Source organism: Pseudomonas oryzihabitans, assembly GCF_006384975.1.
Taxonomy (GTDB): domain Bacteria; phylum Pseudomonadota; class Gammaproteobacteria; order Pseudomonadales; family Pseudomonadaceae; genus Chryseomonas; species Chryseomonas psychrotolerans_B.
In genome coordinates this window covers 232,610-259,374 of the sequence record NZ_CP021645.1, presented here as the reverse complement: position 1 = coordinate 259,374, position 26,765 = coordinate 232,610, and the positions used below count along the sequence as shown (strand labels likewise).

Below are 26,765 nucleotides of genomic sequence, written 5' to 3'. Positions count from 1 at the left end.
CCTGTTTCCATAACGCGAATAAAGCAGCAAACTGCGAATGCACTGTGCACGAATAGGAAACAAGGCATGGATACCCTGCGTGCGCTGGAGGCCTTCGTCAGGATCGTCGAACTGGGCAGCCTCACCGCCGCGGCCGAGCGTCTGGAGCTGTCACGCTCGGCCCTCACCAAGCACCTGGCGGCGCTGGAACGGCACTACGGCACCCGGTTGTTGCAGCGCACCACCCGTACCCTGAGCCTGACCGAGGCCGGCCGTACCCTCTACGAAGGCATCGTGCCCCTGCTGGGTGATCTGGATGCCCTCGAACAGCGTCTGCAAGAAGGCCACGAGCGCCCCCGGGGCCGGCTGCGGGTCAGCGCCCCCCTTACCTTCGGCGTACGCCACCTGGCACCGCTGGTGAGCAGCTTCCTGCAGGAATACCCGGACGTTTCCATCGACCTGGAACTCAGCGATCGCCAGGTACGGCTGGTCGAGGAAGGCTTCGATCTCGCCGTGCGCATCGGCGAGCTGAGCGATTCCAGCCTGGTGGCGCAGCCATTGGGGGCGGTGGAATTGTTCGTCTGCGCGGCGCCTACCTACTTGCAATTGCATGGCCACCCGGAGCATCCAAGCGAGTTGCGGCAGCACCGCTGCCTGCTCTACAGCTATGCCAGCGACGGCGATGACTGGGAATTCCAGCGTGGCACCGAACGTCTGCAGGTCAAGGTCGGCGGCCCTTTGCGCGCCAACAACGGCAGCGTGCTGCACCAGGCGGCGCTGGACGGGCACGGCATCATCCGCCAGCCGGATTTCCTGGTCGGCGAAGACATCGCCAGTGGCCGCCTGGCGCGACTGTTCGCCACTTGGCACACCCAGGCCATCGCCATCCATGCGGTCTATCCGCACCGCCGACTGGTGCCGGCCAAGGTCAGGGTGTTCATCGCCTGGCTACAGCGGCATCTGGTCACCCCCGGTCCCGGGACGAGAGTGCCGTAGGTCGCCGCCGAACGGTCGTTGCCGGGGGCTTCGCAGGCTGCTGGGGCTTGCCTAGAATCCGCCCTTGTCCCGCCGGCGCCGCCGGTTTCTGCGATGGCCTTCGTGCATGTCGACCGAGAATCCTTGCCTGAGCTGTGGCGCCTGTTGCGCCTATTTCCGCGTGTCTTTCTACTGGGGCGAATGCCAATCGGCAGGCGGCCTGGTCCCCGACAACCTCACCGTGGCCGTCACGCCCCACCTGGTGGCGATGCAGGGCACGGAGCAGAAGCCCGCGCGCTGTGCGGCGCTCTTGGGCGAGGTCGGTTGCGGCACCCGCTGCACCATCTATGAGAATCGCTCCAGTACCTGCCGGGAATTCATGGCCGCCTGGGAAAACGGCGAGCCCAATCCCCATTGCGATGCCGCCCGTGCGGCCCATGGCCTGCCGCCCTTGACGCCGCCGCTGCAGCCCCATCTTTCGCCGGACCGAGTCGCCTAAAGGAAACCAAACGGCCCCTGCCGCTGCCCAAAAAGGCGACGGTTGGGCTGTAAAGCTTGGAAAATGCAGTACGGATCAGGTTTTCACGCCCCTGCATCATGGAATACCCTATCGCTCTTTCGCCCGCTATGCGTATCCTGTAGCGCCGAACAACTAGGCTGCTTCAACCGGCCACGTAGAGGCTCACAAAGGCTCTACGCAAGGCAAAGCTGCCGCTATACTGCCTGGCCAATACTCACACATGGAGTTTTTACATGAATAAAGCTGAGCTGATCGACGCCATTGCCGCGTCTGCCGACCTGCCCAAGGCCACCGCTGCCAAAGCCCTGGACGCCTTCACCACTGCGGTGACCGACGCCCTGAAGCAAGGCGACAGCGTTAGCCTGGTCGGTTTCGGAACTTTCGCAGTGAAAGAGCGCGCTGCTCGCGAAGGCCGCAACCCGCAGACCGGTGCCACCATCAAGATCGCCGCTGCCAAGCTGCCCGGCTTCAAGCCCGGCAAAGGCCTGAAAGACGCCGTCAGCTAAGGCTGTCTGGTCGATTCTTGTCTTCCGGGCGCTCTCGAGCGCTTCGGAAGACAGCCCTCCCGCTGCACCCTTCCCCTTCTTCCCCGTACGCCCTCAGTGAAAATCCCGACTCGACACCATGAGTTCGTCGAGCAGCGGAGTCAGATCGGTCAACCGACCGGCGATCAGGTGCTGTACCCCCGCTTCCCGCTCCAGATGCCCTTCGACCTGTAACAGGCGTGCCTGCAACAGGGGTCGTCGCTGCTGCTCGCCCACGGCGCGCCAGACCACCACATTGAGCATGCCGTGCTCGTCTTCCAGGGTCACGAAGATGACGCCACTGGCCGTGCCCGGTCGCTGCCGTCCCCGCACCAGTCCGGCGACCCGGACCAAGGCCCCCGGCTGGACATCGCTCAGTTGGCTGAAATCCCGGCAACGCCGTGCCTGTAGTTCACCGCGCAACAGCAGTAACGGATGAGGCCCCAGGGTAGTGCCCAGGGTGCGATAGTCGGCGTGAACCTCTTCCGCGACACTGGGGACAGGCAATTCCGGGCGCTCCTCGGCGGCCGCGCTAGCCGCCGCGAACAACGGTAGCTGGCGCTCCACGCCGGCCATGGCCCAACGCGCCTGGTGGCGATCACCGGCGAGATCCGCCAGGGCTCCGGCATCGGCCAGTTGCCCTCGGGCGCGATTATCCAGGTCGGCCCGCCGGCACAGGTCTTCCACATCCTTGAAGCGACTCGCGCCCCGGGCCGCCACCAGGCGCCGTCCGATCGCCTCCGCCAAGCCCTGCACCAGGCGTAGCCCGAGGCGAATCGCTGGCTGCGGGCCTCCTCCCGCCTCCAGCCGGCAGTCCCAGTCGCTGCACTGCACGTCCACGGCGCGCACCTCGACGCCATGGCGACGGGCGTCCTGCAACACCTGGTCCGGGCTGTAGAAACCCATCGGCCAGCTGTTCACCAGGGCGCAGGCGAAGGCGGCCGGTTCATGGCATTTGAGCCAAGAACTGGCATAGGTCAGCAGGGCGAAGCTGGCGGCATGGGACTCGGGAAAGCCGTAGCTGCCGAAACCCTTGATCTGCTCGAAGAGTCGCGCGGCGAATTCCGGTTCATAGCCGCGCTCGACCATCCGGTCGTGCAGCCGCTTACGATGGGGCTCCAGGCCGCCATGGCGTTTCCAGGCAGCCATGGAGCGCCTTAACTGGTCGGCCTCGCCCGGCGTGTATTCGGCGGCGATGATGGCGATCTGCATGACCTGCTCCTGGAACAGCGGCACCCCCAGGGTGCGCTCCAGCGCCGGGCGCAGTTCGTCATGGGGATACTCCTCCTCTTCCTCCCCGTTACGGCGGCGCAGGTAGGGATGCACCATGTCCCCCTGGATCGGTCCGGGGCGCACGATGGCTACCTCGATCACCAGGTCATAGAGGGTCTGGGGCCTGAGGCGCGGCAGCATGGCCATCTGAGCGCGCGATTCGATCTGGAATACCCCGACCGTATCGGCGCGGGAGATCATCGTGTAGGTGGATTTATCCTCCTGGGGCAGGCTGGCCAGGGTCCAGCGCTGGCCACGCCAGTCGGCGACCAGGTCGAAGCAGCGGCGCAAGGCGCTGAGCATGCCGAGGGCGAGGATGTCGACCTTGAGCAGGCCCACGGCGTCGAGGTCGTCCTTGTCCCACTGGATCAGGGTGCGCTCGGCCATGGCGGCGTTTTCCACCGGCACCAGCGTCGCCAGGGGCGCCTCGGAGATGACGAAACCACCGGGATGCTGGGAAAGATGCCGGGGAAAGCCGATTAATTGGCCGGCGAGGATGAGCACCCGCTGCAACAGGGGGCTGTCCGGATCGAAGCCCGCCTCGCGCAGACGCTGGGGGCCGGGAATCTCATCGGTCCAGCGCCCGGCGCAGCCGGACAGGGCATTGAGCTGGTCGCCCGGCAGGCCCAGGGCCTTGCCGACATCGCGCAGGGCACCGGCGGCATGGTAGGTGCTGACCACCGCGGTGAGCGCGGCCCGCTCGCGACCGTAGCGGCGAAAGACGTACTGGATGACCTCTTCGCGCCGCTCGTGCTCGAAATCCACGTCGATGTCCGGCGGCTCGTCGCGCTCACGGGAGATGAAACGCTCGAACAACAGGTTGCCGGTCAGGGGACTCAGCTCGGTGATGCCCAGGGCGTAGCAGACCACCGAGTTGGCCGCCGAGCCGCGCCCCTGGCAGAGGATATGCTGGCGACGGGCGTAGTCGACGATGTCGTGCACGGTGAGAAAGTAGTTCTCGTAGCCCTTCTCGGCGATCAGCGCCAGCTCCAGGGCCACCCTGCTGGCGACCGTGTCCGGTACGCCCTCCGGCCAGCGCCAGGCCAGCCCACGACGGGTCAGCTCGGCGAGCCAGGAAGTGGCCGTCTCGCCGGCGGGCACCACCTCGTGGGGGTACTGATAGCGCAGCTCGGCCAGATCGAAGCGACAACGGGCGGCGATCTCCAGGGTTGCGGCGCGCAATGCCACGGGATACAGGTCTTCGAGCACAGCCAGGGGGCGCAGGTGGCGTTCGCCATTGGGGTGCAGCCGATAGCCGGCCTCGGCCAGCGGCAGATGATGGCGAATGGCGGTGAGCACGTCCTGCAAGGCACGACGACCGCGGCTGTGCATGTGCACGTCGCCACAGGCCACGCCGGGCAGGCCGAGGCGTTCGCCCAGGGCTTGGAGCTGGGCGAGCCGAGCGCTGTCGTCGACGCTGCGCAGCAATTCCACGCCGATCCAGAGGCGCTCGACGAAGGTGCTCTTGAGCCAGGCCCCCTCCTCGTCTGCCGGTTCGCTACCCGGCAGCCAGATCGCCAGCAGGCCCGGCAAGGGCTGGGTCAGATCCGCCCGGGTCAGCTGATAGCGGCCCTTGGGCGCGCGTCGCCGGGCGCAGGTGATCAGCGCGCAGAGGCTCTCGTAGCCCTGCAGATTCTCCACCAGCAGTACCAGGCGCAGACCCTCGTCCAGGGTCAGTTCGCTGCCGACGAGCAGCGGCAGGCCGACCTGCCGCGCGGCCTGCCAGGCCCGTACGATACCGCTCAGGGTGCATTCGTCGGTGATGGCCAGCGCCGCGTAGCCCAACGCCTTGGCCCGCTCGAACAACTCGAGGGCGCTGGAGGCACCGCGCTGGAAACTGAAGTTCGACAGGCAGTGCAGCTCGGCATAGCCGCTCATGCGAACCAGCCCTGGACCCACCAGGGCGTCTCTTCACCATAGCGGCGGAAGGCCCAGGCCTGGCGCCCATCGGCCACCTCGATGCGATAGTAGTCACGCCGCTGATCATCGCCGTCCCACCAGCCGCTTTCGATACGCTCGGGTCCGGCGAGGATGCGGCTCGGTTGGCCGTCGAGCGGACGCGGTTCGCTCAGCAGCCAGCCCGGACGTACCGCGGGCAGCCTGGCCTCCAGCCGTCGCTCGTGCCGCCAGACCAGGGCCCGTTCGGGCCGGTGATCGGCCTGGATGCCGAGACCGAGCACCGCCTCCTCGCCGAGGCGCGCGCGTAGGCGCTCGCGCAGCACCTCCCAGCCCACGGCCTGGGCCGAGCGCTCGTCGAACAGGCCATGGCGTTCGGGTACGAACAGCGGCAACTCTTCGCTTTCCAGGCGCAGCGCCAGGACCGGAGCCACCACCTGCAACTGTTCGAGCCGGCCACGGGCGAATTCGAACAGCAAGGCGGCATCGCGCTCGGGGGCCAGCAGCCCTATGGTGAGCGCGGTGGCCGGGCCCTGGCGGTGCTCCAGCCACAGCAGGAAACGCTGCACCCCACGGTCGCGACTGGCCAGCCAGACGGCCAGGTCAGCGGTGAGACGCCGCAAGGGAAACAGCAGGGCCTGGTGCGATTCCACCTCGAAGTTGAGCTCCACCCGCGTGACGAAGCGATCCGGCGGCCGGTAGAACTCCAGCGCCAGATTGCGGCTGCCGCGCAACAGATCCAGCTGCTGCAGCAACTCCGGGGTGAAGCGTCGCGCCAGGGCGGCCCTGGGCAAGGCCAGTAGTTGCTCCAACCGCCGGATGCCCATGCGTGCCAGAGCCTGGGCCTGCTGTGGAGCGAAGCCTGCGCGGTCCACGGGCAGACGGGCGAGCAGATGCGGCAGGTCATCGAGGGAGGCGACCAGGCCATCGGCGACGTTGGTCAGCATCCGCGCCGCTATCGGATTGGGCGCCAGGGCCAGGCGATGGCGAAAGCCCAACGCCTGGAGTTCGTCGCGCAGGCGTCGCTCGAGGCGCGGCCAGGGGCCCAGCAGCGGCAGGCTGGACTGCACCTCCAGTAGCAGCGCTCGGGGATAGTGGCGACTGACCTGGGAGCTGAAGCCGTAGCCCCAGGCCGCCAGCAGCGCCTCGGCGGCCTCGATGAGCGCCGGATCGTGTTCCTGCTGTTCGAAGTCGCGGCTCAGCGCCTGGGCCGCGGCGAGCGTCAGGCCAGGACGCAGCCCCAGGGCTCGCGCGGCTGGATTGACCGCCTGCAACACCCGTCGCTGCGGCGGCCCGGCGAGCAGCACCAGGGGTCGCTCCGGCTCCGGATGGCGCCGCAAGACGGCATCCAGCGCCAGTTGCGGAAAGAGGATGCAGGCCCAGCGCATGGCCCGCTCAAACGCCGCCGGCCAGACTGAGGAGACCGGGTTGACCGCCCCGACATTTGCGGATGTGCACCCGTTCGAGGGGCGCCTTGAGTTCCAGGCGCAAGGCCGCCGGTGAAGGATTGTCCAGGGCCGCGGCTGGCCGCAGGGCGAAGGCCAGGGTACGACCGCTCTCGGCGGCGACCTGCAGGCGCCGCAATTGGCGATCGTCGGCCCGCTCGGGCCAACAGAGCACCGCGCCGAAGCAGCCGGAACGCAGACATTGCTCGGCAGCCCAGAGCACCTCGGCGCCTTGGGCGCGGATCACCACCAGGGCTTCCAGCGCCACCCCGGCAGCCTGCCAGGCCAGTGGATAGGGCAGCAGTGGCGGAGCGATCAGGGCGATGCGCTCGGCGGCCTGGCTCAGCCGGGCCAGCGTCGGCCAGAGCAGACGCAATTCACCGTGGCCGGGCCCAGCCAGCAGCAATTCGGTCAGGGCCGCTTCCGGCCACCCGCCGCCGGGCAGATGGGCATCGAGCGCCGCGACGCCCGTGGGCTGCCCACTGCGCCGGGCCTCGGGGCTGGTCTGCCCCCTCCAGAGGCGCCGCTCCTCGAACAGCCGGGCCAGGCTGGCGCCGCCGCTCATGCCGCCGAACTCGCAAGGATATTGTCCATGGCCATCGCCCTGATATGTATATTTATACAGTATCAGTATTGACGGTGATCCAGGCCGGGGTCAAGTCGAACGTCAGAGCCGGCTGACGAGCGTCGTTCGTTCAGATCCAGATAATCACGCCGACCAGTACCGCCAGCAGCAACCACTGCTCGAGGTAGTAGCGGAAGCGATTGCGCTTCTTCAGCGCCTTGCCGCGCTGGCGAATGCGATAGAGATGCTTGAAGGCGCGATTGAGCCCGCCGGTTTTGTCGCCAGCGTCGTTGGGCGAGGCAGCCGAGGCCAGCAGGGTACCGCTGACCCAGCGATTGAAGGCGCCGGCCCAGCGATAACGCAAGGGCCGCTCCACGTCGCAGAACAGGATGATGCGATCCTGGTCGGTGGTGTTCTCGGCGTAGTGGATGAAGGTTTCGTCGAACACCACCGCCTGGCCATCGCGCCAATGATAGCGCTGGCCGTCCACCTCGATGAAGCAGCGCGGATCGTTGGGGGGTGACCAGGCCCAGGTGGTAGCGCAACGAACCGCCGTAGGGATCACGATGCCGGACCAGGCGCGAACCAGGCGGCAGCTCAGCGAACATGGCCGCCTTGACCGTGCCGATGCCCTTGAGCAATTCGGTGGTGCGCGGGCAGAGCTGCATGGCGGAGGGATGGCTGTCGCCATACCACTTCAGATAGAAGCGCTTCCAGCCACTCTTGAAGAAGGAGTTGAAACCAGCGTCGTTGTGCTCGGCGGATTTCTTGATCTGGCCGGCGCGCAACAGATTCAGGGCTTCGTCACGGATGAGCGGCCAATTGTCCTGCAGCACCTGCAGCTCGGGGAAGCGCGCCACCTCGTGATAGGGCGCATTGGGCACCCGCGAGGTGAGAAACATGAAGGTGTTGAGCGGCGCCAGGAAGGTCGAATGGTCACTCAGCTGGCGCAGGAACCTGTGGCGCACCCGACCCCGGAAATGCACATAGAGAACACACAGAAAAAACAGTGCCAGTACGAGCCACTTCACGTGTCGCGATCCCGAAAAGTAAATGTATCCGGATGTTATACGCCTCCCTTAAGCCAAGGCCCAGTCTTTACAGTCTGCCTTTTTGCTGAGCAGTCGCTATCCTTCCATAGTCAGGGAAGGTCGATCACTGGGACTAGAGCCATGGCTCCAGTATTCTGCCAGCTACGAGAACATGCGTCGGAGTCATCCTCGCCATGCGGTCCTTGCTGTGTTGCCTGTTGCTCGCCATCACCAGTACCGCCATGGCTCAGGATGTCTTCAAATGCGTGGACACCCAAGGCCAGACTACCTACACCCAGGGCGCCTGCCCCGCGGGTAGCCAGGTCAGCGTCATTCCGCTGCAGCCCTCCTCCAACGGCTTCAATATGGCCCCGCCCCCGGCCAATACGCCACCGGCAACCGTGGCGCCCCAGCAGAACATCGTCATGATCCCCCAGGCGCCGCGTCCGGCCGACGACATCACCATCGTTGGCGGGTCTTCCTCTTCTTCCTCCTTTTCTTCTTCCTCGACTCTGCACCAGCAGGGAATAGAGACACAGAGGCCCAGGGTGATCTACCAGCCCTACCCGGTGTACATCGAACGGCCGCGCCACGAGACCTGGCACATGGTGCCTCATCCCCAGGCCATGCAACCCCCGCCCCCGCCGCCGAGCCCGGGTATCCCGATCGACCGCTAGGTACGGTCGATCGGGTCTTTCACTACAGCTTGTGCAAGAAGTTAATGACGAACTTGCGTCCCTCGGTGCGGTTCTCGGCATCCTGCTCGAAGTAGCTGTTGAAGGTGATCAGGTTCTGCTTGGAGAAGGCGTAGGTGAGGCCCGGCCCCCAGGCCCAGACCTTCTCGCGGCGCCCGCTCACGTCATGGCCATCTACCTGGGAATCGGTGATCTGCCTGAGCCAATAGCCGTTCAGGCCGACGCTGAGGCGCTCGTTCAGCGCGTACTGAGTGGTCAGGTTGGCATGCAGCGCCTGGCCGGCCTGGGTGTCGGAGACATCGCCGAAGCTGCGTAGCGGCTGGTCGTTCTTGCCATTCCACAGATAGTAGAAACGCCCCGATACCGACCACTGGGGGGTCAGCCAGTAGGTCGCCGCGTAGTAGGGATTGAACGACCAGAAGTTGCTGCCCGGATTGATCGCCCGCTCCCGGTCGTAGCGGCCGGTGGGCGCCAGGATGTCGACCTCCACACGCTGGGCCAGGCGCGGCCCACCGTCCGGCCGCAGGCTGGTGGGCAATTGCAAGAAGGCGCCCAGGGTCAGGTCGCCCACCCCTTCGCGTGAACTCAGCGCCTGGCCACCGAGGCCGTCGTCGACATCGGCCTTGGCCAGCCAGGGCAGGATGGCGGTGAAACCGGGCATGGCGCCATTGGCCAGCGGCTGGCCAACATAGATCAGTTGGGTCACCGGGGCGAAGGTGGTCAGTTCCTGCGTGGGCAACGGTAGCTTGCGGCCATCCTGGTCGTTGAAGCGACTGGTCTTGCCATAGAGGAGGTATTCCGACAGGTACCAACCTGGGCCGTCCGGCGCGGGCGTGCCATCGTAGAAACTGGTGGAACCGAGGTTGAGACCGGGCAGGTCGTAGGCCTGGGCCAGGGTGGAACAGAGACTGGCCGCCGCCAACAGACCGAGGCTAAGGGTTTTGCGCATGACGTCATCCTTGGATTGTTCTTGTTGTGGGAGAACGTGATCGCCGCGCCCAGACGAGCGCGGCGACCGGGGTCAGACGTAACTGGCGGCCAGACCGCCATCCACCGGCAGGTTGGCGCCGTTGATCCAGCGCGAGGCATCGCTGCAGAGAAAGGCGATCACCTCGGCCACCTCGTCGGCCAGCGCCGGGCGCAGCATGCGCTGGCTGTCGCGGGCGACACGCTCCTCGCCGAGCATGCTGACGAAGTCGCCGAGGATGGGCGTGAACACCGGTCCCGGCGCCACGCAATTCAGACGCACGCCGAATTCGCGCAGCCAGGTCTGGGATTGCACGAAGCTCCAGACGATCAGCGCTTCCTTGAAATACTGGTAGCAGGTCGCCTGCTCCACCGGGTGCGCCGCCAGCCAGGCCCGGGCCTCGGCGAAGTCGGCGATCCGCGCCAGCTCGCGGTGCCGCTCCAGGCGCTGCGGCCATTCGGCGCCGAGGATGGAGGCGACGTTGACGATGGCCCCGCCCTGCCCCAATCGCTCGACCAGTTGCTGGCTGAGCAGGCGCGGCCCGAGGTAGTTGACCCGCGCCACCGTCTCTGCCGGCGCCGTGCCCGGTACCCCGGCGATGTTGCAGAGACCGTGCAGGCGCTCCGGTAGACGGCCGACCAGGGTAGCGATGCTGTCCGGATCGCCCAGGTCGGCCTGGTGGAATTCATCCAGACTGAGCTGGGGTTGATTGCGGTCGACGCCGATCACGAGGGCGCCGTGGAAGCGGGCCAGGCGCGCCAGTTCGGCACCAATACCGGAGGCCACACCGGTGATCACCAGCGTCTTGCCATTCAGGGTCATGGGATTTTCCTCTTGTTGTTATTGATGGAATGAAGCGGGCTAGAAGGGATAGCGCGGCGGCTCCTCGTGCTCCGTCACCCACTGCCACTGGCTGTAGTCGTCCCAGTTGCACAGGCCGCCGACGCTGCCGCCATTGCCGGACTGGCCGCGGCCGCCGAAGGGGTTGACCACCTCGTCGTTCACCGTCTGGTCGTTGAGGTGCAGCATTCCGCAGTTGAGCTGCGCGCCCAGGGCACGAGCGCGGGCCAGGGAGCCGGAGAGCACCCCGGCGGCCAGGCCGTAGGGGGTACGGTTGGCCAGGGCGACGGCCTCGGCCTCGTCGGTGAAGGTCACCACGCTGGCCACCGGCCCGAAGATCTCTTCATCGAAGGCGCGCATGCCGGGGCGCACGCCGCTCAGCACGGTCGGGGCATAGAACAGGCCTTCGTGGCTACCGCCCTGCTCCAGCCGGGCACCGGCGGCCAGACTGTCCGCGACGATGGCTTGCACCCGTTGCAACTGCCGGGCGTTGATCAGCGGGCCGAGTTGAGTACCGGGGCTGAGCGGATCGCCTACCCGCAGGCCTGCGGCGCGGATCGCCAGGCGCTCGGTGAAGGCCGCGGCGACATCCTGCTGTACCAGGATCAGGCCGGTGGCCATGCAGATCTGGCCCTGGTGCAGGAAGCTGCCCCAGGCGGCGCAGCCCACCGCGCGGTCGAGATCGGTGTCGTCCAGCACGATCAGCGGATTCTTGCCGCCCAGTTCCAGGGCCACCTTCTTCAAATGCCGCCCGGCGGCTTCGGCCACCTGGCGCCCGGCCTGGGTCGACCCGGTGAAGGCGATCATGCGTACCCGCGTATGGGCACAGAGAGCCGCGCCCGCCTCAGCCGGCCCCGGCACCAGTTGCAGCACGCCCTTGGGCAGGCCGACCGCTTCGAACAGCCGGGCGATGAGCACCCCGCCGCTCAGCGGGGTCTGGTGATCCGGCTTGAGCACCACGGCATTGCCGCAGGCCAGCGCCGGCGCCACGGCACGTAGCGAGAGGATCAGCGGGAAATTGAAGGGCGAGATCACGCCCACCACGCCATGGGGCAGTCGGCGGGCATAGGACAGGGCACCACGCTCACTGGGCAAGACCACGCCATGGGGCTGCAGCAGCTGGCCGGCGACCTGTTGCAGGATGACCCCGGCCTCGCGCAGTTCCAGCTCGGCCTTGGGCAGGATGCCGCCGGTCTCGCGAGCGATCAGCGGTGCCAGCTCGGCGTGGTGCCGTGCGAGCCGGTCGGCGGCGGCGAGAAACAGCGCCGCCCGCCGCCGCGCGGTCCACCCTGCCCAATAGGGTTGCGCCTGGGCGGCCTTGGTACAGGCCTGGTCGACGTCGGCGGCGTTGGCCAGCCCCGTGCGATGCAACAGCCGGCCAGTGGCGGGTTCGGTGACCTCCAGGATGCCACCCTGGGCGGCGATCCAGTCGCCATCGAAGAGCCGCTCGCGCCAGGGCGCAGCGTTCAGGAAGGGGATCGGGTGTTCGCTCATAGCCTTCTCCTTATTGTTGTAGGGCCTCGGGGGCAACAGCAGGGGAGCAAGGCCTGTGCCCAAGCGCGCCAACGCGGAGAAAGACCTGCCTGGTCAAGTAGTTAGGGACGAGACAGGGAGAGCGCCGGGCGCTCGCATCGCGAAAGCCCTGCTCAAAAGATAAAGTTATGAGATATAACCATTTCCTCGATTGCGCATTTGCGCAACTCTCGCGGAGTCGTGCCATGGCCGAGCGCCTGTCTCTCACTGATCTGCAACAGGGCACAGCGGGTTTGCACAGTGGCGACAGCCGGGCCTTGGACGGCAGTGTCACCCCGACCCAGGCGGAACTGGCCGAGTGCCTGTTCTTCTCCCCCGGCGATGGGCGCATCTGGCTCAACGACCAGCGCATGTTGCTGATGCACGCCTCCGCCTTCGGCGCCCTGCGCCGCGAACTGATCGGCGCCCTGGGCCAGGAGCGCGCCCGCGGACTCCTGACCCGGGTCGGCTATCTCTCCGGGGTGCGCGATGCCGAGCTGGTACGCAAGCGCTGGCCGCAGGCCGATGCCGCGGCCATCTTCGCCGCCGGCACCCGTCTGCACGGGTTGGAAGGCCTGGTGCGCGTCGAGCCGCTGCATTTCGAATTCGATGTCGACCAGGGTCGCTACGGCGGCGAATTCCTCTGGCACCATTCCGCCGAATGCGACGAGCACCTGATCGCCCATGGCCAGGGCAGCGACCCGGCCTGCTGGATGGAAACCGGCTACGCCATCGGCTACGTCAGCAGCCTATTCGGCCGCCTAGTGATCTTTCGCGAGGTGGAATGCCGCGCCATGGGCCATGGCGTGTGCCGGGTCGAAGGCCGCAACGCCGAGCGCTGGCCCGATGTGGCGGAGGACCTGCGCTATCTCAATGCCGCCGGCGATGGCACCGCCGAGACCAGCGCCGCCGAACGCCTGCCCGCGCCCCTGCCCCACGCCGTCGACGGTCAGCAACCGCTGGTGGGCGCCTCGGCCGCCTTCAACAGTGCCTTCCAGGCGCTGCAAAGAGTCGCCCCTACCCCGGCTACGGTACTACTCACCGGCGAATCAGGGGTGGGCAAGGAGCTGTTCGCCAGTCACCTGCATCGCCTGAGCCAGCGTGCCGACGCCCCCTTCGTTGCGCTGAATTGCGCGGCCATCCCCGAAAACCTCATCGAGGCCGAGCTGTTCGGCGTGGAGCGCGGCGCCTTCACCGGTGCCAACCAGTCGCGCGCCGGACGCTTCGAACGCGCCCAGGGCGGCACCCTGTTCCTCGACGAGATCGCCTGCCTGAGCCTGCCCGGCCAGGGCAAGCTGCTGCGCGCCCTGCAGGAACGCGAGATCGAGCGGGTCGGCGGTAGCCGCACCCTCCAGGTGGACGTGCGGGTGATCGCCGCCACCAACCTGGACCTGCGCCAGGCGGTACGCCGTGGTGATTTTCGCGAAGACCTCTTCTATCGCCTCAACGTCTATCCCATCGGCATCCCACCGCTGCGTGATCGCCGTGATGACGTCCCGCTGCTGGTAGATCTCTTCCTGCGGCGCTTCTGCGCAGCCTACGACCGGCCGCCGGTGGGCCTGACCATGCGCGCCCTCAAGGCACTGTTGCGCTACGACTTTCCCGGCAACGTGCGTGAATTGCAGAATCTGGTGGAGCGCGGAGTGATCGCCAGCGATCCCGGCGAACTCATCGACCTGCCCCACCTGTTTCGTGGCGAACCGCTACCGACCGATCTCGTGGAACAGGCACCGGCGGCGGCAGGCTGGCTGCAACGCCTGGGCGTGGATGTCGAGCGCCCTTTGCACCTGGGCGCGCTGGAAGCCGAGCTGCTGGACGAAGCCCTGGCACTCAGCCGTGGCAACGTCGCCGCCGCGGCGCGGCTGCTGGGTCTGAGCCGCGCCCAATTCGCCTATCGTCATCAGCGCGCCAGACGGGATCTGGACTAGAATGAAGGCTCAGAGCCCTACTCCCGCCCTATCCGACGGAAGCCCTTCCCGCCGATGACTTCACTCAACGACGCCGCGCCCCTGGACACCGCCGCCCCCTGGCTGGACACCGCCGTAGGCTATGCCCTGCGCCGTGCCCAGATGAAGATGTTCCAGCACCTGGTCGATAGCCTGGCCGAATACGACCTGCGCCCTGCCCAGTTCACCGCCCTGGTGATCCTCGAACAGGAGCCGGGCCTGATGCAGGCCGACCTGGCGCGCCGCCTGGCCATCGAGCCACCGCAACTGGTGCTGCTGCTGAACAAACTCGAAGGCCAGGGCCTGGCCGAGCGCGTGCGTGGCACCCAGGATCGCCGCGCCTATGCCCTGTACCTCACCGACCGAGGCCGCGCCCTGGTGGGCGAACTCAAGACGCGCGCCGCCGCCAGCGACCGCGCCGCCAGCGCTCCGTTGGACGATGCCGAGCGTGCCGAGTTGCTGCGGCTGTTGCGCAAGCTCAATGGGGAGCTGGGGTAAGAAGGCTTGGCCAGGCTACGCTTATAGAGGTGGCGTTTTTGTTGGGCTTCGCTACGCTCAACCGCAACCAACGGAAGTCGTGCAGTGGCACTCAATGCCCCCTCCCTCCGGGAGAGGGCTGGGGTAAGGGAAGCCCAACTCCCGCCGCTAGGCCCGAATCAGCAGTGGCGCCGTCCCGCCATAACAGGCCGCGACCCGTTCCGCGCGATGGGTCAGGACGCTGCGCTGGTTGAGCGAGCCCTTGTCGGTGATCTCGCCACGGTCGGCGGACGGCGGCTCTTCCTGCAGGGCGATCCACTCCAGGCGGCTGGCGTTGCCCGAGGCGTCGCGATTCAGGCGCCCCAGCCAGTCGGCGAACCAGCGCTGCACCGGCGCGCTGGCCAATACCGTTGCTGCATCAGCGGCCTCGTCCAACCCCGCCAGTTGCCGGCAATCCGCCAGGCGCGGAAAAACTAGTAGGCCCAGGCACTCGCGATCCGGCGCCGCCACCACCACGTCCTGCACCAGGGGCGTACCCTCCAGCACCGCGCGATTGCGCAGCGGACCGACGCTGACGAACACCCCGGAGGACAGCTTGAAATCCTCGGCGATACGGCCATCGAACATCAGGCCCAGTTGCGGATTGGCCGGATCGACCAGCTTGAGGGCGTCGCCGGAGCAGTAGAAACCTTCCTCGTCGAAACAGGCGGCGGTCTGCACCGGATCACGCCAATAGCCGGGCATGATGTGCGGACCGCGGAAGCGCCCTTCCAGCTTGCCGTCCACCGGCACCAGCTTGAGCTCGCAGCCCGGCGCCGGCACCCCGACGTAGCCGGCCACGGAGAGCGGACCGGTGGTGAAGGTGCAACTGGGCGAGGCCTCGGTCATACCCAGGCCGGCCATCATGCGGATGCGTTCGCCGCAGTGGGCCTCGGCGATGCGATCCAGGCGATCCCAGACGCTTTGCGACAGCCCCGCCGCAGCAAAGAAGAACAGCCGCATGCGTGCGAAGAAACGCTCGCGTAGCTCGGCGTCGCGCTCCAGGGCATTGGCCAGTTCTTCCCAGCCGCGCGGCACCGTCAGGTAGGCCGTGGGCGAGACCTCGCGCAGGTTGCGCAGGGTCTCGCCAAAGCCCTGGGGCGTCGGCTTGCCGTCATCCAGGTAGAAGCTGCCGCCGTTGTAGAGCACGATGCCCAGGTTGTGGCTGCCGCCGAAGGTGTGGTTCCAGGGCAGCCAGTCCACCAGCACCGGCGGTTCCTCGCCGAACACCGGAAAGGTCTGCAACAGCATCTGCTGGTTGGCGCAGAGCATGCGCTGGGTGGTGGTCACCGCCTTGGGCAGCTTGGTGGAGCCAGAGGTGAAGAGAAATTTGGCGATGCTATCCGGCCCGGTGGTTGTAAAGGCCTGGTCGGCTGCGGCCAGCTCGCCACGGGCAAGCAGCGCCTCGAAGGCCAGCGTAATGCGTCCCTGCGCCTGACCGCGGGTCGCGATCACCGGCACGTCGGCCGACAGCACGGCGTCCAGCGCCTTCTGGTAGGCCGGCGCATCGCTGACGAAGACCAGCCCCGGTTGCAGCAGGCCGCAGACGTGGCGCAACTTGGCATGGTCCTGGGACAGCAACGAATAGCCGGGCGATACCGGGCAGAAGGGAATGCCGGCATAGAGCGCCGCCAGGGCCAATTGAAGGTGTTCGGGATCGTTGCCGGAGAGGATCGCCAGGGGGCGCTCGGCCGACAGACCGAACTCCAGCAGCGCGGCGGCCAGTTGGCGCACCCGCTGCAACATCTCGCCGTAGGAGAACTCGCGCCAGGCGCCGCCGGCTTCCCGCGCGGCGAAAAAGGTACGGTCGGGTGCCGCCTCGGCCCAGTGCAGCAGGCGATCCAGCAGTCGCGGCGGCGGTGGACTTAGGCGCTCCTGGGAGGCCATGTAGAGCAGCCCACCCCGCTCTTCCACGGTGACGCCGGGTTGCCCCAGGGCCACCGGTCGATAGCGCAGCGGCCGATCCGCGGGCGCACGGGTTTGCGTGACATGGCTCACCTTGAATTCTCCTCTGGGCTGGCGCCCAGAGGCGCCTCTTATTCTTGTTGCGTCAGAAGCGATGGAAACGGCGCTGGCTAGATCGGGTAGTGGCGCGGCCCCGTCTGCAGTGTCACCCAGCGCAACTGGGTGAAATGTTCGATGGAGGCCCGTGAGCCGAAGCTCCCATAGCCACTGGCCTTGACGCCACCGAAGGGCATCTGCGCCTCGTCGTGCACCGTGGGGCCGTTGATGTGGCAGATGCCGCTTTCCACCCGCTGGGCCAGCGCCAGGGCGCGGGCGGTATCGCGGCTGAAGATGGCCGACGAGAGGCCGAATTCGGAATCGTTGGCCAGGCGCAGCAGGGCCTCGTCGCCCTCGGCGCGGATCACCACCGCCACCGGCCCGAAGGACTCCTCGGCATAGAGCTTCATCTCGGCGGTGACGCCATCCAGCAGCGTCGGTTGCAGGATGCTGCCATCGAGTCCACCACCGCAGACCAGCCGCGCGCCCTTGCCCACGGCGTCGTCGATCAGGGCCTTGATGCGGGTTCCGGCGCTGGCGTCGATCAGGGAACCCAGTACCGAATCGGGCGCACTCGGATCGCCAGCCTTGAGGGTGCGCACCTTGGCCGCCAGGCGCTCGACGAAGGCGTCGGCGATGCGGCTGTCCACCAGCAGGCGCTCGGTGGACATGCAGATCTGCCCCTGGTTGAAGTAGGCACCAAAGGCCGCCGCGGCCACGGCGGCGTCCAGGTCGGCGTCTTCCAGCACCAGCAGCGGCGCCTTGCCACCCAGCTCCAGCACGGCCGGCTTCAGATGGCGGGCGGACAGTTCGCCGACGATCCGACCGACCCGGGTGGAGCCGGTGAAGTTGACCCGCCGCACCGCCGGATTGGCGATCAGCCGCTCGACGATGGCCGGGGCATCCTCCGGCGCATTGGTGACCACGTTGACCACGCCGTCGCCCAGGCCGGCATCCTGCAGCACCTGGCCGATCAGCCGGTGTACGCCAGGACTTTGCTCCGACGCCTTGAGCACCACGGTATTGCCGCAGGCCAGCGGCATGGCCAGGGCGCGGGTGCCGAGAATCACCGGGGCGTTCCAGGGCGCGATGCCGAGGACCACGCCACAGGGCTGGCGTAGCGCCATGGCGAAGCTGCCGGGGACGTCGGAGGGAATGACCTCGCCCTGGATCTGGGTGGTCATGGCCGCCGCCTCGCGCAGCATGTTGGCCGCCAGGTGCACGTTGAAGCCATACCAGTTGGCCATGGCCCCGGTCTCCCCGGCCAGGGCGATGAACTCGCCACTGCGCGCTGTCAGGCCATCGGCGGCGGCCAGCAGGCGACGCCGGCGTTCGCCGGGCGGCAGCGCCGCCCAGGCGGGATAGGCGGCCTGGGCGGCTGCCACGGCGGCGTCGGCATCCTCCAGGGTGGCGGCAGCTACCGTGGAGACCACCTCGCCGGTCACCGGATGGCGCCGCTGATAGCTGCGACCGTCGCCGGCTGGGCGGCTGGCACCGCCAATGAGCAGGGATACCTCGACCATGACGCTACCTCTTATTGTTGTCTTTATGGGAACCGGGCTCGTCTGAACGGCAGCTACGCTCGGCGACCGTTCGACAAGTCCTGGCGCTTCAGCGCTTGTAGGTCTGCAAACCGGGCTTGATGCTCTTGTCGTCGAGGAATTGCTTCATGCCCTGCTCGCGACCGCCTTCCGGATCCTGCAGGCGCGACTGGTCGAGCTTGGCGTAGAGATAGTCCTCGTTCTGCTCCCAGGTCAGCTCGCGGCAGCGCTTGAAGCCGACCTTGGCGGCGCGCAGCACCACCGGATTCTTCTGCAGCAGTTCCTGAGCCAGGGCGGTGGTCACCTCGCGCAATTGGGCGCGCGGCACGCTCTGATTGACCAGCCCCATGGCGGCCGCCTCGGGCCCGCTGAAGGTCTTGCCGGTCATCACATAGTAGAGGGCGGTGCGGTGGCCGACGGTATCGGCCAAGGCCTTGCTCACCAGGTTGCCCGGCGGGATGCCCCAGTTGATCTCGGACAGGCCGAAGGTGGCCTCGTCGGCGGTGATGGCCAGGTCGCAGGCCACCAGCGGGCTGAAGCCACCGCCGAAGCACCAGCCGTTGACCATGGCGATGGTCGGCTTGGCGTACATGCGCAGCAGCTTCCATTGCCACTGGGAGGCCTCGCGGCGGATCTTTTCCTGCAGGATCTCCGGGCCGGCATCGGTCTCGCGGAAGTATTCCTTGAGGTCCATCCCGGCAGTCCAGGCGTCACCGGCACCGGTCAAGACCAGCACGCCGGCGCTGGCGTCCTGCTCCAGGGTTTCCAGCACCTCGACCATCTCACGGTTGAGGGTGGGACTCATGGCGTTGCGTTTCTCCGGCCGGTTGAGCGTCACCCAGGCGATACCGTCTTCGATATCCACCTTGACCGTCTGCCAGCGTCCGTCGTAGCTGCCCATGGCGTGTGCCTCTTGTTGTTTGGGGTATGGACAAGAAGCTACGCCGCGAAATTAGTTACGTCAATTAACTATTTTATCGGCCTTGTACGAGTTCGATGAACGATAGCGGCTTTACCCTCGATGGGATCCAATCGAACAGGAATCCGGGATCGCTCACCCAACCATTCGTCCTTTATGGCCTGCTCCACACAAAATCGCATTGACAGTCATAGTTAACCCTCATAACTATTGGATCCAATAGATAACAACAAGAGATCCCATCATGTACCCGAAGAACGCCTGGTACGTCGCCTGCACCCCCGACGAACTCACCGACAAGCCCCTCGGCCGGCAGATCTGCGGCGAGCCGCTGGTGTTCTACCGCGACGCCAACCGGCAGGTAGTGGCGCTGGAAGACTTCTGCCCACACCGGGGTGCGCCGCTGTCACTGGGCTTCTTGCGCGAAGGCACCCTGGTCTGTGGCTATCACGGCCTGGAGATGGGCTGCGGCGGCAAGACCCTGGGCATGCCCGGCCAGCGGGTCGGCGTCTTTCCCGCCGTGCGCGCCTATGCCGCCGTCGAGCGCCATGGCTTCATCTGGGTCTGGCCAGGCGACCAGGCCAAGGCCGATCCGGCGCTGATTCCCTACCTCGAATGGGCCGAGAGCCCCGACTGGGCCTATGGCGGCGGTCTCTACCACATCCAGTGCGACTATCGGCTGATGATCGACAACCTCATGGACCTCACCCACGAGACCTATGTCCATGCCTCCAGCATCGGCCAGAAGGAGATCGACGAGGCGCCACCCGCCACCCGCGTCGAGGGCGACGAGGTCATCACCAGCCGGCACATGGAGAATATCTCCGCCCCGCCCTTCTGGCGCATGGCCCTGCGCGGCAACGGCCTGGCCGACGACGTCCCGGTGGATCGCTGGCAGATCTGCCGCTTCACCCCGCCGAGCCACGTGATGATCGAGGTGGGCGTGGCCCATGCCGGCCATGGCGGCTACCACGCCCCGGCGGCGGTCAAGGCGGCCAGCGTGGTGGTGGACTTCATCACCCCCGAGACCGAGACCTCCATCTGGTACTTCTGGGGCATGGCGCGCAACTTCAAGCCGCAGGATGCCGAACTCACCGCCAGCATCCGCGAAGGCCAGGGCAAGATCTTCAGCGAAGACCTGGAGATGCTCGAACGCCAGCAGCAGAACCTGTTGCGCTATCCGGAACGTGGCCTGCTCAAGCTCAATATCGATGCCGGCGGCGTGCAATCGCGGCAGATCATCGACCGCCTGCTGGCCACGGAACAGGCCGCCACCGGCATCCCGGTCCGGCAGATCGCCTAGGAGACGCCTCATGCTCGATCTGATCGTCACTGCCGTGCAGCGCGAGGCGCCCAGCATCCTGGCCTTCGACCTGGCCCGCGCCGACGGCAGCCCCCTGCCCGGCTTCACGGCCGGTGCCCATTTGGAAGTCACCCTGGGCGACGGCCTGATCCGTCATTACTCCCTGTGCATCACGCCCGAACCGGCACCCACCCGCTATCGCATCGCCGTCCTGCTCGTGCCCGATTCTCGCGGAGGTTCCCAGGCCATGCATAGCTTGCAGGTGGGCGACCGCCTGCAGGTAAGCGAGCCACGCAATCTGTTCGCCCTGGTCCCGAGCGCGCGCCGTACCCAGCTGCTGGCCGGCGGCATCGGCATCACCCCGCTCCTGGCCATGGCCGAACAGCTCCACCAGCAGGGCGCCCATTTCCAGCTGCGCTATCTGGTGCGGGATCGCGAACACGCCGCCTTCATTCCCTGGCTCAAGGCGCGTCCCTATGCCGACCGGGTCAAGGTGCATTTCGACCAACAGGAGCCGGCGCTGAGACCCAACTTCCAGCACCTGCTCGGTCCGGCGGCGCCGGACGACCACCTCTATGTCTGCGGTCCCGCCGGCTTCATGGCCGCCGTGGTCGAGGCCGCCCAGGCCCAGGGCTGGCAACCCGGACAGATCCATCGCGAATTCTTCGCCGCCGATCCCGCCGCTCAGGGCGAACAGCGGCCCTTCGAGGTGGAGCTGGCGCGTAGCGGACGCTGCGTCCAGGTACCGGCCGAGCGCAGCGTGGTCCAGGTGCTGGCCGACCTCGGCATCGTCCTGCCGGTGTCCTGCGGCCAGGGCCTCTGTGGCACCTGCGTGACCCCGGTACTGGCTGGCGAACCCGAGCACCACGACCTCTTTCTCTCCGCGGCCGAGCACGCCGCCAACGACCGCTTCACCCCCTGTTGCTCCCGCGCCAAGGGCGAGCGCCTGGTGCTGGATCTCTGACGCCCCAAGCACACCTAACCTCCCCCTCTCCCTCAGGGAGAGGGCCGGGGTGAGGGCCGCTTAGCCTCACACCAACACCTTAACCTCCCCCGCCGCCCCCTCTTCCCCACCAAACCACCGCGCATAGCCCAGGGTCGCCTGGGCATGCTCGCGCATGATGCCCTCGGCCCGCGCACCCTGGCCGCGCACCAGGGCGTCGAAGACCGCATGGTGCTGCAGGTGGGCGAAGTTGAAGCGGCGGTATTCGCGCTCGAGATTCTGCGCATCCACCGCCAGGGCGCTCACCGAGGCGAAGGGCAGATGCTCATGGCGCCCCAGGGCCACGGCGATGGCCGGATTGCCACTGGCCGCGACGATGGCCTGGTGGAAGCCGCGATTGAGGTCGTGGTATTCCTCCAGATCCTCCAGCAGCACATGCCCCTTGGCGAACAGGCGATCGCCACGGCGCAGGCAGTCTTCCAGCACGGTCCGCGTCGCCTCATCGAGGCCGCGTTCGGCCGCCTGGCGCGCAGCCAGGCCTTCCAGCACGCCGCGCACTTCCACCGCGCCTTCTAGATCCGCGCTCGTGAGCGCCCGCACCTGATAGCCACGGGCGCCACTACTTTCCAGCAAGCCCTCCTGGGCCAGGGTGCGCAAGGCCAGCCGCACCGGCATGCGCGACACGGCGAAGCGCTCGGCGGTGGGAATCTCCGCCAGCCGTTCGCCCGCCGTCAGTTCGCCGGACAGGATCATCTGCCGTAGCGCGGCCAGTACCCGCTGTCCCGGCTTGCTCATGGCTGGGCCTCTCCTTCATTGATCTCGGCCAGCAGCCACTGGCGAAACGCCTGCAGCGACGGCAGTCCCTCGTTGCGCGGCGGATAGACCAGGTAATAGCTGCGGCGACTGACCAGGGGCGTACCGCAGGCGAGCAGGTCACCCTGGGCCAATTCGTCTTCCACCAGTACTCGCGGCACCAGGCCGATGCCGATGCCGGCGCGCACCGCCTGGATCAGGTGCGAGGTCAGCTCGAAACTCGGTCCCGGCCGCATCGCCCGGTGCGGCAATTCGTGATGGACGAACCACTCGCCCCAGGCCTGGGGGTTGTTGGCCACGCCGAGCAGCAGTTGCCCGGCCAGGGTGGCCGGGGTCGCGTCCGGCAAGTCGGCCAGGGTGGCCGGACTGGCGATCACGACCAGTTGTTCGGCTTGCAGCGGATGGGCACGGAGCCCAGGCCAGTCGCCACTGCCGACACTGATGGCGGCATCGATCTCACTGGCGGCGAAGTCCACTGCCTGGATGCGCGAATGCAGGTGCACCAGCATGCCGGGATGGGCGGCATAGAAGCTGCCCAGGCGCGGCAGCAGCCATTTGGAGCCGAAGGTCGGCAGCACCGCCAGGCGCAGGGTACCCTGGCCCGAGGCGAAGGCCATGGCCTGCAGCGTGGCGCTGCGGATCTGCCCGAGGGCCAGGCCCAGTTCGCGGCTGTAGGCCCGCCCCACGTCGGTAAGCACGATCTGCCGGCCCTCGCGCCGGAACAGCGTCAGCCCCAGCAACTGTTCGAGCGCCTGCACCTGGCGACCCACGGCGCTCTGGGTCAGCGACAACTCTTCCGCCGCCCGGGTGTAGCTCTCGTGGCGTGCCGCCGCCTCGAAGGCCAGCAGCAGCGACATGGACGGCGTCAGCCGACGGTGATTCATTCATGTTCTTCCGGCATAGGCGGCGGAATCTTCGGTTGTGGCCCCGGCGCGCTGTGGTGAGAATGCCTACTATAGCCAGAAAAGGTCGACGCCATTCCTTCGCTCCCCGAAGGAGATGGCCGTCCGCTGCCAAAGAGCCCGCCTGATGAACATGATCGCCCGCCTGCCGGCCCCGGCGCCCCTCGCCGTCGCCTACACCGACTTCCTCACCGCCCTCGCCGCCAGCGGCTTCCAGGGCGAGATCGCACCGGACTACGCCAGCCGCACGGTCATGGCCACCGACAACTCCATCTACCAGCGCCTGCCCCAGGCGGCGGTCTTCCCCAAGGACAGCACCGACATCCAGCGCCTGGCCCAGCTGATGGGCGAGCCGCGCTTCCAGGGCGTAGTGCTCACCCCGCGCGGTGGCGGCACCGGCACCAACGGCCAGTCGCTCACCGACGGCATCGTGGTCGACCTCTCCCGCCACCTGAACCAGATCCTCGAGATCAATGCCGAGCAGGGTTGGGTGCGGGTCCAGGCCGGGGTGGTCAAGGACCAGCTCAACGCCGCGCTCCGGCCCCATGGGCTGTTCTTCGCCCCGGAGCTGTCCACCTCCAACCGCGCCACCATCGGCGGCATGATCAACACCGATGCCAGCGGCCAGGGCAGTGTGACCTACGGCAAGACACGCAACCATGTGCTGGAACTGGACGCCTACCTGATCGGCGGCGAACGCCTGGAAAGCCGCCCGGTGGACAGTGCCGAGCTGGACGCCCTCTGCGCCCGGCCGGACCGCACCGGCGCCGTCTACCGCTGTGCGCGGGACATCGCCACGAACCAGGCCGAGCTGATCGAGGCGCGCTTTCCCAAGCTCAACCGCTGCCTCACCGGCTATGACCTGGCGCACCTGGTCGAGCCCGATGGCCGCTTCAACCTCAACAGCGTGCTCTGCGGCGCCGAGGGCTCCCTGGCCTTCATCGCCGAGGCCAAGCTCAACGTCTTGCCGATTCCCAAGTATTCGGTGCTGGTCAACGTCCGCTATGGCAGCTTCATGGACGCCCTGCGCGACGCCCGCGCCCTGATCGAACTCAAGCCGCTCTCCATCGAGACGGTGGACTCCAAGGTCCTGCTGCTGGCCATGCAGGACATCGTCTGGCACAGCGTGGCGGAATACTTCCCCGAAGACATTGAGCGTCCCACCCTGGGCATCAACCTGGTGGAATTCAGTGGCGACGATCCTGAGGACGTGGACGCCCGCGTCCAGGGCTTCCTCGACCACCTGCGCCAGGACGCCACCGTGGAACGCCTGGGCCATACCCTGGCCGTGGGCCGCAGCGCCGTGACCCGCGTCTACGCCATGCGCAAGCGCGCCGTGGGCCTGCTCGGCAACGTTCAGGGCGAGATCCGTCCGCAGCCCTTCGTCGAGGACACCGCGGTGCCGCCGGAGCGCCTGGCCGATTTCATCGCCGAATTCCGCGCCCTGCTCGACGGCCACAACCTGCAATACGGCATGTTCGGCCACGTCGACGCCGGGGTGCTGCACGTGCGCCCGGCGCTGGATCTCAAGGACCCGCGCCAGGCGGCACTGGTGCGCCCGATCTCCGACCAGGTGGCCGAGCTGACCCAGAAATATGGCGGCCTGCTGTGGGGCGAGCACGGCAAGGGCGTGCGCTCGGAATATGCGCCGGCCTTCTTCGGCGACCTCTACCCCGCCCTGCAGGCGCTCAAGGGCGCCTTCGATCCACACAACCAACTCAACCCCGGCAAGATCGCCACCCCGCTGGCCAGCGGTGCCGAACTGCTGAAGATCGACGGCGTGACCCTCCGCGGCGAACTGGACCGTACCCTCGACGAGCGGGTCTGGCAGAGCTACGGCACCGCCATGCACTGCAACGGCAACGGCGCCTGCTACAACTACGATCCCGACGACGCCATGTGCCCCTCGTGGAAGGCCACCCGCCAGCGCATCCACTCGCCCAAGGGTCGGGCCTCGCTGATCCGCGAATGGCTGCGCCTGCAGGGCCAGGCCGGTATCGATGTCCTGGCTCCGGCCCCCCGGGGTGCCCTGAACTGGCTCAAGGCCCTGCCCCAGCGTTGGCGCAATGGTCGTGCCGCCGAAGCGGACTTCTCCCATGAGGTCTACGACGCCATGGCCGGGTGCCTGGCCTGCAAGTCCTGCGCGGGCCAGTGCCCGATCAAGGTCAACGTGCCGGAATTCCGCTCGCGCTTTCTCGAGCTCTACCACAGACGCTACCTGCGCCCGCTACGCGACTACCTGATCGGCTCCCTGGAATTCAGCCTGCCGCTGTTCGCCCGGGCGCCCGGCCTCTACAACACCGTGATGGGCGCGACGCCGATCCAGCGGCTGTTCGCCGAGCGCATCGGCATGGTCGACAGCCCCCTGCTCAGCCGTTTCGACCTGGTGCCAGTCATGCACCAGTGGCAGGTGCAGATCGCCACCCCCGAGCGGCTGCTGGCCCTGAGCGATGAAGAACGCGCCAAGACCATCGTGCTGGTGCAGGACGCCTTCACCCGCTACTTCGAGACTCCGCTCACCGCGGCCTTCCTGGAACTCGCCGCGCGCCTCGGCCAGCGGGTGTTCCTCGCCCCCTATCGCGCCAACGGCAAGCCGTTGCAGGTGCAGGGCTTCCTCGGCGCCTTCGAGAGTACCGCGCGGCGCAATGCGGCCCAGCTCGCCAGCCTGGCGGGCTTCGGCATCAAGCTGGTGGGCCTCGATCCGGCCATGACCCTGGTCTATCGCCAGGAGTACCCCAAGGTCCCCGGCATCGCCCGGATGCCCGAGGTGCTCCTGCCCCAGGAGTGGCTCCTGCAGGTGCTGCCGAAAGAGCAGAAGGTAGTCGGCGACAAGGTCTACCGCCTGCTCGGCCACTGCACCGAGAAGACCAACGCCCCGGCCAGCGTCAGCCAGTGGCAGCAGGTGTTCGAACGCCTGGGTCTGGGCCTCAAGCCGGAGAGCACCGGCTGCTGCGGCATGTCCGGCACCTACGGCCACGAAGCGCGCAATCTGGCGACCTCCAAGACCATCTACGACCAATCCTGGGCCCGCGCCGTCGCCGTCCCCGCCGAACAAGGCGAAGCCCTGGCCACCGGCTATTCCTGCCGCAGCCAGGTCAAACGCCTCGACGACCGCCGCCTGCGCCATCCGCTGGAGGCGGTGTTGGATGCGGTGCGGGGCTGATATCCGCTGAGCCGGACAATTCCTTAGCGCAACCCTGGCAGTCCGCCGATGCGGCCACTCATACAGGTGGAGGCACGACGGTTTATCGCGATTCCGCCGGGCTGATGTAATTGAACGCCTGCTCGGATAGCACCCTCTCCCCTCGGGAGAGGGTTGGGGTGAGGGCGCCCCCGCCGAAAAGTCTCCAGTGGAAAAGGCTGCGCCGTTTTCCACGCTACGGCTCTGACCTCCCTGTTGGGCTTCGCTGCGCTCAACCCAACCTACAGTGCGTACCCGCTTCGTAGGTTGGGTTGAGACGGCTCCATCGTCGAAGCCCAACAGCCCATACCAAGCCATCAACGGATAGCTCAAAAAGGAAATCACCAGGCAGCGCTTAGCGCGTCGGACGACGCAGGCACTAATAGAAGGAAGGGAATCACGCAGAGCGCAGCGGAAAAAATCGCGCCCAAACGAAAAAGCGGCCACCAGGGCCGCTTCTCGATGGCTGCTGGCGTTCA

Annotated in this window: 20 protein-coding genes and 1 pseudogene; 9 read left to right on the top strand and 12 right to left on the bottom strand. The window is 67.2% G+C overall.

Annotated features, from left to right (window positions below; genetic code table 11):
• Window positions 1–66: 66 nt before the first annotated feature.
• From CCZ28_RS01045 to CCZ28_RS01035, 3 genes are all read left to right on the top strand, one after another.
• Window positions 67–975 carry a LysR family transcriptional regulator gene (locus CCZ28_RS01045; RefSeq protein WP_140215172.1) on the top strand — a complete coding sequence of 303 codons (909 nt, stop codon included), beginning with the start codon at window positions 67–69 and terminating at the stop codon, window positions 973–975.
• A 106-nt stretch (window positions 976–1,081) separates the two neighbouring features.
• Window positions 1,082–1,453 carry a YkgJ family cysteine cluster protein gene (locus tag CCZ28_RS01040; protein ID WP_140215170.1) on the top strand — a complete coding sequence of 124 codons (372 nt, stop codon included), beginning with the start codon at window positions 1,082–1,084 and terminating at the stop codon, window positions 1,451–1,453.
• A gap of 254 nt (window positions 1,454–1,707) precedes the next feature.
• Window positions 1,708–1,980, top strand: coding sequence for an HU family DNA-binding protein (locus tag CCZ28_RS01035; RefSeq protein ID WP_007159052.1), 273 nt, complete (start codon window positions 1,708–1,710; stop codon window positions 1,978–1,980).
• A gap of 93 nt (window positions 1,981–2,073) precedes the next feature.
• Here the strand turns inward: CCZ28_RS01035 and CCZ28_RS01030 are convergent, their stop codons facing one another.
• The 4 genes and pseudogenes from CCZ28_RS01030 to lpxO form a co-directional block, all read right to left on the bottom strand.
• On the bottom strand, window positions 2,074–5,148 hold the full coding sequence (locus CCZ28_RS01030) for an error-prone DNA polymerase (protein ID WP_140215168.1): 3,075 nt from the start codon (window positions 5,146–5,148) through the stop codon (window positions 2,074–2,076).
• Entirely contained in the window at window positions 5,145–6,554 is a 1,410-nt protein-coding gene (locus CCZ28_RS01025) for a Y-family DNA polymerase (RefSeq protein WP_140215166.1), read from the bottom strand. Before CCZ28_RS01025 ends, CCZ28_RS01030 begins: the two co-directional genes overlap by 4 nt.
• Before the next feature lie 7 nt (window positions 6,555–6,561).
• On the bottom strand, window positions 6,562–7,176 hold the full coding sequence (gene imuA / locus CCZ28_RS01020; RefSeq protein ID WP_140215164.1) for a translesion DNA synthesis-associated protein ImuA: 615 nt from the start codon (window positions 7,174–7,176) through the stop codon (window positions 6,562–6,564).
• A 130-nt stretch (window positions 7,177–7,306) separates the two neighbouring features.
• Window positions 7,307–8,207, bottom strand: a pseudogene (gene lpxO, locus CCZ28_RS01015) (lipid A hydroxylase LpxO).
• A 194-nt stretch (window positions 8,208–8,401) separates the two neighbouring features.
• Here lpxO and CCZ28_RS01010 point away from each other — a divergent pair.
• A complete protein-coding gene (locus CCZ28_RS01010) occupies window positions 8,402–8,884 on the top strand; it encodes a DUF4124 domain-containing protein (RefSeq protein WP_140215163.1) in 483 nt (160 codons plus the stop codon).
• Between the two features lie 22 nt (window positions 8,885–8,906).
• Here CCZ28_RS01010 and CCZ28_RS01005 read toward each other — a convergent pair whose 3' ends face one another.
• The 3 genes from CCZ28_RS01005 to CCZ28_RS00995 form a co-directional block, all read right to left on the bottom strand.
• On the bottom strand, window positions 8,907–9,851 hold the full coding sequence (locus CCZ28_RS01005) for a SphA family protein (RefSeq protein WP_140215161.1): 945 nt from the start codon (window positions 9,849–9,851) through the stop codon (window positions 8,907–8,909).
• 72 nt (window positions 9,852–9,923) lie between these two features.
• Window positions 9,924–10,691, bottom strand: coding sequence for a coniferyl-alcohol dehydrogenase (locus tag CCZ28_RS01000; RefSeq protein ID WP_140215159.1), 768 nt, complete (start codon window positions 10,689–10,691; stop codon window positions 9,924–9,926).
• A 39-nt stretch (window positions 10,692–10,730) separates the two neighbouring features.
• Window positions 10,731–12,203: a benzaldehyde dehydrogenase gene (locus tag CCZ28_RS00995; RefSeq protein WP_140215157.1), complete on the bottom strand. Its 1,473-nt coding sequence runs from the start codon at window positions 12,201–12,203 to the stop codon at window positions 10,731–10,733.
• Between the two features lie 224 nt (window positions 12,204–12,427).
• On the opposite strand from CCZ28_RS00995, the gene CCZ28_RS00990 reads away from it, so the two are divergent.
• On the top strand, window positions 12,428–14,149 hold the full coding sequence (locus tag CCZ28_RS00990) for a sigma-54-dependent Fis family transcriptional regulator (protein ID WP_140215155.1): 1,722 nt from the start codon (window positions 12,428–12,430) through the stop codon (window positions 14,147–14,149).
• A gap of 54 nt (window positions 14,150–14,203) precedes the next feature.
• Window positions 14,204–14,665: a MarR family winged helix-turn-helix transcriptional regulator gene (locus CCZ28_RS00985; RefSeq protein ID WP_140215154.1), complete on the top strand. Its 462-nt coding sequence runs from the start codon at window positions 14,204–14,206 to the stop codon at window positions 14,663–14,665.
• A gap of 147 nt (window positions 14,666–14,812) precedes the next feature.
• Here the strand turns inward: CCZ28_RS00985 and CCZ28_RS00980 are convergent, their stop codons facing one another.
• The 3 genes from CCZ28_RS00980 to CCZ28_RS00970 all read right to left on the bottom strand — a co-directional run bounded on the left by CCZ28_RS00980 (window position 14,813) and on the right by CCZ28_RS00970 (window position 19,126).
• Complete coding sequence (locus CCZ28_RS00980; protein WP_140215152.1) at window positions 14,813–16,681, bottom strand: feruloyl-CoA synthase; 1,869 nt, start codon at window positions 16,679–16,681, stop codon at window positions 14,813–14,815.
• 77 nt (window positions 16,682–16,758) lie between these two features.
• Entirely contained in the window at window positions 16,759–18,207 is a 1,449-nt protein-coding gene (locus tag CCZ28_RS00975; RefSeq protein ID WP_140215150.1) for an aldehyde dehydrogenase, read from the bottom strand.
• An 88-nt stretch (window positions 18,208–18,295) separates the two neighbouring features.
• Window positions 18,296–19,126, bottom strand: a complete 831-nt coding sequence (locus CCZ28_RS00970) for a p-hydroxycinnamoyl CoA hydratase/lyase (RefSeq protein ID WP_058764786.1) — start codon at window positions 19,124–19,126, stop codon at window positions 18,296–18,298.
• 262 nt (window positions 19,127–19,388) lie between these two features.
• Here CCZ28_RS00970 and CCZ28_RS00965 point away from each other — a divergent pair, with 262 nt between their 5' ends.
• A complete protein-coding gene (locus CCZ28_RS00965; protein WP_140215149.1) occupies window positions 19,389–20,447 on the top strand; it encodes an aromatic ring-hydroxylating dioxygenase subunit alpha in 1,059 nt (352 codons plus the stop codon).
• A gap of 10 nt (window positions 20,448–20,457) precedes the next feature.
• Window positions 20,458–21,411 carry a PDR/VanB family oxidoreductase gene (locus CCZ28_RS00960; protein WP_140215147.1) on the top strand — a complete coding sequence of 318 codons (954 nt, stop codon included), beginning with the start codon at window positions 20,458–20,460 and terminating at the stop codon, window positions 21,409–21,411.
• Between the two features lie 66 nt (window positions 21,412–21,477).
• Here CCZ28_RS00960 and CCZ28_RS00955 read toward each other — a convergent pair whose 3' ends face one another.
• Both CCZ28_RS00955 and CCZ28_RS00950 read right to left on the bottom strand, forming a co-directional pair.
• Entirely contained in the window at window positions 21,478–22,185 is a 708-nt protein-coding gene (locus tag CCZ28_RS00955) for a GntR family transcriptional regulator (RefSeq protein WP_140215145.1), read from the bottom strand.
• Window positions 22,182–23,087 (bottom strand): LysR substrate-binding domain-containing protein, encoded by a 906-nt coding sequence (locus CCZ28_RS00950; RefSeq protein WP_140215143.1) that lies wholly within the window; start codon window positions 23,085–23,087, stop codon window positions 22,182–22,184. Before CCZ28_RS00950 ends, CCZ28_RS00955 begins: the two co-directional genes overlap by 4 nt.
• Before the next feature lie 151 nt (window positions 23,088–23,238).
• Here CCZ28_RS00950 and ydiJ point away from each other — a divergent pair, with 151 nt between their 5' ends.
• Window positions 23,239–26,268 (top strand): D-2-hydroxyglutarate dehydrogenase YdiJ, encoded by a 3,030-nt coding sequence (gene ydiJ / locus CCZ28_RS00945; protein WP_140221254.1) that lies wholly within the window; start codon window positions 23,239–23,241, stop codon window positions 26,266–26,268.
• Window positions 26,269–26,765: the final 497 nt, after the last annotated feature.

Excerpts from the sequence above, each read along its gene's own strand:
- CCZ28_RS01045 (WP_140215172.1), top strand. The coding sequence starts at position 67 with ATGGATACCCTGCGTGCGCTGGAGGCCTTCGTCAGGATCGTCGAACTG.
- CCZ28_RS01040 (WP_140215170.1), top strand. The coding sequence starts at position 1,082 with ATGTCGACCGAGAATCCTTGCCTGAGCTGTGGCGCCTGTTGCGCCTAT.
- CCZ28_RS01035 (WP_007159052.1), top strand. The coding sequence starts at position 1,708 with ATGAATAAAGCTGAGCTGATCGACGCCATTGCCGCGTCTGCCGACCTG.
- CCZ28_RS01030 (WP_140215168.1), bottom strand. The coding sequence starts at position 5,148 with ATGAGCGGCTATGCCGAGCTGCACTGCCTGTCGAACTTCAGTTTCCAG.
- CCZ28_RS01025 (WP_140215166.1), bottom strand. The coding sequence starts at position 6,554 with ATGCGCTGGGCCTGCATCCTCTTTCCGCAACTGGCGCTGGATGCCGTC.
- imuA (WP_140215164.1), bottom strand. The coding sequence starts at position 7,176 with ATGAGCGGCGGCGCCAGCCTGGCCCGGCTGTTCGAGGAGCGGCGCCTC.
- CCZ28_RS01010 (WP_140215163.1), top strand. The coding sequence starts at position 8,402 with ATGCGGTCCTTGCTGTGTTGCCTGTTGCTCGCCATCACCAGTACCGCC.
- CCZ28_RS01005 (WP_140215161.1), bottom strand. The coding sequence starts at position 9,851 with ATGCGCAAAACCCTTAGCCTCGGTCTGTTGGCGGCGGCCAGTCTCTGT.
- CCZ28_RS01000 (WP_140215159.1), bottom strand. The coding sequence starts at position 10,691 with ATGACCCTGAATGGCAAGACGCTGGTGATCACCGGTGTGGCCTCCGGT.
- CCZ28_RS00995 (WP_140215157.1), bottom strand. The coding sequence starts at position 12,203 with ATGAGCGAACACCCGATCCCCTTCCTGAACGCTGCGCCCTGGCGCGAG.
- CCZ28_RS00990 (WP_140215155.1), top strand. The coding sequence starts at position 12,428 with ATGGCCGAGCGCCTGTCTCTCACTGATCTGCAACAGGGCACAGCGGGT.
- CCZ28_RS00985 (WP_140215154.1), top strand. The coding sequence starts at position 14,204 with ATGACTTCACTCAACGACGCCGCGCCCCTGGACACCGCCGCCCCCTGG.
- CCZ28_RS00975 (WP_140215150.1), bottom strand. The coding sequence starts at position 18,207 with ATGGTCGAGGTATCCCTGCTCATTGGCGGTGCCAGCCGCCCAGCCGGC.
- CCZ28_RS00970 (WP_058764786.1), bottom strand. The coding sequence starts at position 19,126 with ATGGGCAGCTACGACGGACGCTGGCAGACGGTCAAGGTGGATATCGAA.
- CCZ28_RS00965 (WP_140215149.1), top strand. The coding sequence starts at position 19,389 with ATGTACCCGAAGAACGCCTGGTACGTCGCCTGCACCCCCGACGAACTC.
- CCZ28_RS00960 (WP_140215147.1), top strand. The coding sequence starts at position 20,458 with ATGCTCGATCTGATCGTCACTGCCGTGCAGCGCGAGGCGCCCAGCATC.
- CCZ28_RS00955 (WP_140215145.1), bottom strand. The coding sequence starts at position 22,185 with ATGAGCAAGCCGGGACAGCGGGTACTGGCCGCGCTACGGCAGATGATC.
- CCZ28_RS00950 (WP_140215143.1), bottom strand. The coding sequence starts at position 23,087 with ATGAATCACCGTCGGCTGACGCCGTCCATGTCGCTGCTGCTGGCCTTC.
- ydiJ (WP_140221254.1), top strand. The coding sequence starts at position 23,239 with ATGATCGCCCGCCTGCCGGCCCCGGCGCCCCTCGCCGTCGCCTACACC.